Here is a 4,264-nt window from a genome sequence, read left to right as displayed (position 1 = left end):
TTAAGGACATCGCTCTCCACTTTTCCCAGGCAAGTCAATAATGGCTTACTCCAACGACCGTTTCTACCCCGACCGAGTTGATGGCGCTGCTGAGAAGACTGCGTACACTATCTTTCGAGGTCGACATATGTCCCGGCGGCAAGCACCCCCCAACAAACGCGACATTGCCGATGACAAACTGGTTGGAATCATGCCAGTCCAGCAGGTGCACACCATCCCGAAGGTTTCGGCTTGGAGTGCCCACCTCATGATTCCCGAGGGTCGCGATCACAGCTCCGTAATGTTTTCGCGCTGAATTCAAGAAATCTATGGTGTCGTCGATATGCTCGGCTGTTTCCCCGGCGACAACCAACACCTCACCGTCAGATTTCCATTCAGATATGTCAATACTTCCTAACCATCCGTGCGGGCCTCCGGACATCGCATTGTCCAGGTGAAGGTCGGAGCAATAATCTATTCTCATTATGTCATTCCTTGATGCTGAGCTTCTGCCTGGAGATCTGATAAATACATCCATAATCATTACGAGACGTACAATATCATGCGATACGGTGAAATTACTTCCCAAGTGGCTGGGTCAAATTTGTCGGACAGAAGTGAGCAGCATGAAGGGGGAGCTCATTCCAAGGAGATTATTTCAAAGATCATCGTAATTCGTCAATCTGATCATGTGGCTGCATGCAAGTATCTGCGAGATGAGTGTGGCATTGATCCTATCGATATTAACTCGATGACCCCGCAGGTCATTCAGGCGGTTTTTGAAAACCATGACGAACAGATTCTTTTTATGCTGGCATGTGAGTGCGACAGACTGTCCGGTGGGCCTGGAATCATTGAGAAGCAAGTTCACATCCTGAATTTTCGACAGGTGAGGCAATCATTCCAAGAAGCCATCGACCAAATCGGATTGACGGGAGAGGTCGAGGTTCAACATGTCGTGCGAATGGAGGCCCGGACCTTCACTGAGACTCAGATGGATGAATTTGAGCGACGGTTTGCACTTAAGTAAACTGCCGGTTACGGATTCAATGGACCTGTCTATGCCATGGGGTCAAAATTCGACAGTAGAACGAAGTTGTTTGTCGGCGATAACCAGATATCAATGAGTAAATATTACAGTAAAGCCGGAAGAGAACAATGAATTGCAATAGATAATTGCAAATAAAGAAAAGCTAAAATTAGTCATTTATTTGTGAGTATGTGATTATATTTTAATTGTTTTTCCTGATATTCCAGTTTTATTGTGAAAATCCTTAAGGTTGGCGCCGCTGGAGTCTCACACAATAACTGTAGGGGGCAATCATCTCGACCATAACCATGTCACCCGCCTTCGCCCCGTTCAGATCGAAGAACTCCCGAATCCAGTCGCGCTTACGAAATATCCCCTTGGTTCCATCGATGTCAGTCGTGATGACTGCTTTGCCACCCCAATCCACGGTAACTTCGCGCTGGGCAGCAGCGGACCGGTTCGATCCCCCTACAGCGTCGGCGGGGAATTTCTCGATGAACGGACGCAGGTTAAGATAGTTGTTGTCAATGTTGCCCTGTGTGATCGCCGTTGTACCGATGTGGTACCCAACAGCGGACCGCCGCGCTGCGCTTGACGACATTGGCGTCCCTGTAAGCTCCTGTACCCTGATCACGTTTCCTTCGCCAATCCGAATAGGATCGTAATTTTTATTGTCCGTCCTTGGGTTTCGGGCTTCCTGAACAGGTCCTTGTGCACAGACTGGTTGAATACCCTGGGCCCGCAGTACCACCTCTGCTGCGGCACGTGCATCTTCACCTGCATCATGATGCTCAAACGTTAGGCCAAGGTGCTTCTTGAGACTTGCAAGGCCATGACCGCCATTCCCGTTTAACTCGGGCCATGCGGCACGGGCGACGTGCACGCTGTCACGCCAGTCCCACTGCGGGATCGGCAGACCGTTATTTCCACAAGAAGCTTTGATCGAACTGCGGTCAAAGCCCGAATGCTGGTAGACTATTGCACCATCAAGGGCGTCCCGGAGAGTCGGCAGCACATCGGCAAAGGTTGGAGCCCCCTGGACGGTGCGAGCGCTGATCCCATGCAATGGAGTAAACACCCACTGATCAACCTCGGGGTCAACATAGGTTACCCAGGTCTCGATGGAATTGTCGGTGCGAACACAGGCAACGCCGATTTGACAGATGCTGCCACGGTCGTTATTGGCGGTCTCAACATCCAGCGCAAAGAAGCGAAACGAGCCCTTCGGAAAGGAGGGCACAGGCGACTGGCGGTTGGACATGGGTTTTGGCGTTGGCCCCGTGACGCTGGGAGACATCGCAGCAAGGAAGCGCAAGCGCTGCCGGTCAACCGCCGCTATTTCCCGCGCACCCCATCCAAGTCGACGGAGCGTAGCATCGACCAGATCGACCGGTTCGTCATAGGTCGGCATCCGGCGCCGATTCCAGGCGATTGCATGTTCGGGCGCCAGGGAAAGCACCTCAGCCTCTAGTTGGGCGATATCCACAGTTTCCGGAAGGGGAAGCCAAACAGCCCGGCAATGATCGGCAATGAAGTCGTTGCGCAACGCTTTGGCGAGGTCGCCATCGGCCTTAGTCACGGGGTCATTGCGGTCACGCCACATGCGGCCAGTGTTGTACATCTGGGAGAAATAGTGGCTCATGCCTTCTGAACCGGTACGGTGGCGGTGGTGGATGCGCTTAAAAAATGACTGATCGGTCGACTTGGTCAATCCGATGTATCGAAGATCGCCATGGTGATCGACGAGGCCATAAAGGCCGCGCGCATCGCGTGGGGCCTGAATGGTTGGGCGGGGTGCTGCTTCGAGAAGGGCGGAAATCAGGTTTTCGGCTGTGAACTGCATCATGGAATTCCTGAATTAAATCGACATCAGTTGGCGGCGTTCGATGCGCCTCCAGTCACGCCCAGAGACAATACCCCAGTTGCCCACCTCGTTCGGGCGTCGCCAGCGTGGGGTGGCCATCTTATGCAAGGCGGATAAGGCATCATCGAATGAGGGATACGGAACCTCGTCGCCTTTGGCCCCGACCATGAACTTTCCGCTGCGTGCAAGGCCGGGATGAAAGAAGCTGCCGTCTGCGGCGACAGGGACAAATATCACTTCGTCCGCGAAGTCCTGGGTTTGTGTCTCGGGTGCCGTTTCATCGGGCTGCTGCCAGATTGAGGTGACGAACTCCTTACGCCCTTTAAGCCACATTGCTGCACTGACAGCCGTGACACGCTGGCCGACCTTTGCGAGACCACTGTCACCTTTCGACAGGATGTTCCGAATCCGACCTTCCGTAAGCCCGCCGAACAGGGCCAGCGATTGCAGATCCACCTCGCCTTCGCCGAAGTCAATCGCGTGACGTGACAGTGCAAGATTGATAATGCCTGCAATTGCACCCTGCGGTTCAGGCTGCACCACAAGCCGGAACCGATCCAGTTCCTGCGCAAGTGTATCAATCCAGGTTTTGCGCAAATCGAAGGAAACGCTGGCTGGGGTGACGCCGTAGAGGCCGTAGAGGCCTGCGTCATCAATTAACTTAGTGCCGGTCCAATTTGGCGTCAGAGCAGGATCATATGTCTCGAACACCTCACGCCAAGTCTCACCTTCGACATTGGTGCCGTTCAGCATCGCAAACAGATGTGGTGCAGCCTTCTCTACTCCAAGGACCATCTCAACCATTTGGAAACGGGAGGCAAGAAGGCCGAGAAGCTCCTGCCCGTAGTCCCCGGTTGCGGCGTGGTCGCCGTTGGCAGCCTGCGCATAGCCTATAAGCTCACGCTGGAACCAAGCTTCGCGGCGATCCTTGGCCGTCATCGCTTCGGGGTTAAGGACGGGCGCGTACATGGTCTTGTCCTTCAAGCCTGCATGCGCTGGATTCCAGCGCTGAGTTATGGTGCACGGTGATTGCAGCCCAAAAGGTCACTGTGGGCCATTCGTGAGCGTAGCAACGACCGCACAGTTCAATACCGGGCAGAGCACTCGTTCAGCAAAGGACGGCAGCCGGTTCTTTTCACCGATGTCGCGCACAAGGTTATTTTTGTGAAAACATATTTGTTAAATCACGATTGCAGGCAGAATCACCTGTTGTCAATAACGTGATTTCACGATTCCACAATTTTACCCCCCTGACGAACGCTATGTACCCATGTTTCGAGGAGCAACCCAATCTCCATGGCGGTCTGTGAATGCAATCTTTGCCGGATATCGCAAAACGCTGTTATTCCCCCACGCTCCTGCTCCATCAAGTCTTCGTATTCCGGACTCAT

At 53.4% G+C, this 4,264-nt stretch carries 4 protein-coding genes; 1 reads left to right on the top strand and 3 read right to left on the bottom strand.

Going from position 1 to position 4,264, the window contains the following annotated elements; genetic code table 11:
* Window positions 1–34: 34 nt before the first annotated feature.
* Window positions 35–463 carry a hypothetical protein gene (locus Q0072_RS06130; protein ID WP_298327229.1) on the bottom strand — a complete coding sequence of 143 codons (429 nt, stop codon included), beginning with the start codon at window positions 461–463 and terminating at the stop codon, window positions 35–37.
* Between the two features lie 78 nt (window positions 464–541).
* On the opposite strand from Q0072_RS06130, the gene Q0072_RS06125 reads away from it, so the two are divergent.
* Entirely contained in the window at window positions 542–1,009 is a 468-nt protein-coding gene (locus tag Q0072_RS06125) for a hypothetical protein (protein ID WP_298327228.1), read from the top strand.
* A gap of 244 nt (window positions 1,010–1,253) precedes the next feature.
* Here the strand turns inward: Q0072_RS06125 and Q0072_RS06120 are convergent, their stop codons facing one another.
* Window positions 1,254–2,855 carry a 3'-5' exonuclease gene (locus Q0072_RS06120; RefSeq protein WP_298327225.1) on the bottom strand — a complete coding sequence of 534 codons (1,602 nt, stop codon included), beginning with the start codon at window positions 2,853–2,855 and terminating at the stop codon, window positions 1,254–1,256.
* Window positions 2,856–2,867: 12 nt separating this feature from the next.
* Window positions 2,868–3,842, bottom strand: coding sequence for a hypothetical protein (locus tag Q0072_RS06115; protein ID WP_298327222.1), 975 nt, complete (start codon window positions 3,840–3,842; stop codon window positions 2,868–2,870).
* Window positions 3,843–4,264: the final 422 nt, after the last annotated feature.

Source organism: Asticcacaulis sp. (genome assembly GCF_027484505.1).
Taxonomy (GTDB): domain Bacteria; phylum Pseudomonadota; class Alphaproteobacteria; order Caulobacterales; family Caulobacteraceae; genus Asticcacaulis.
The sequence above is the reverse complement of the archived record's forward strand: the minus strand, read 5'-3'. Positions and strand labels throughout refer to the sequence as shown.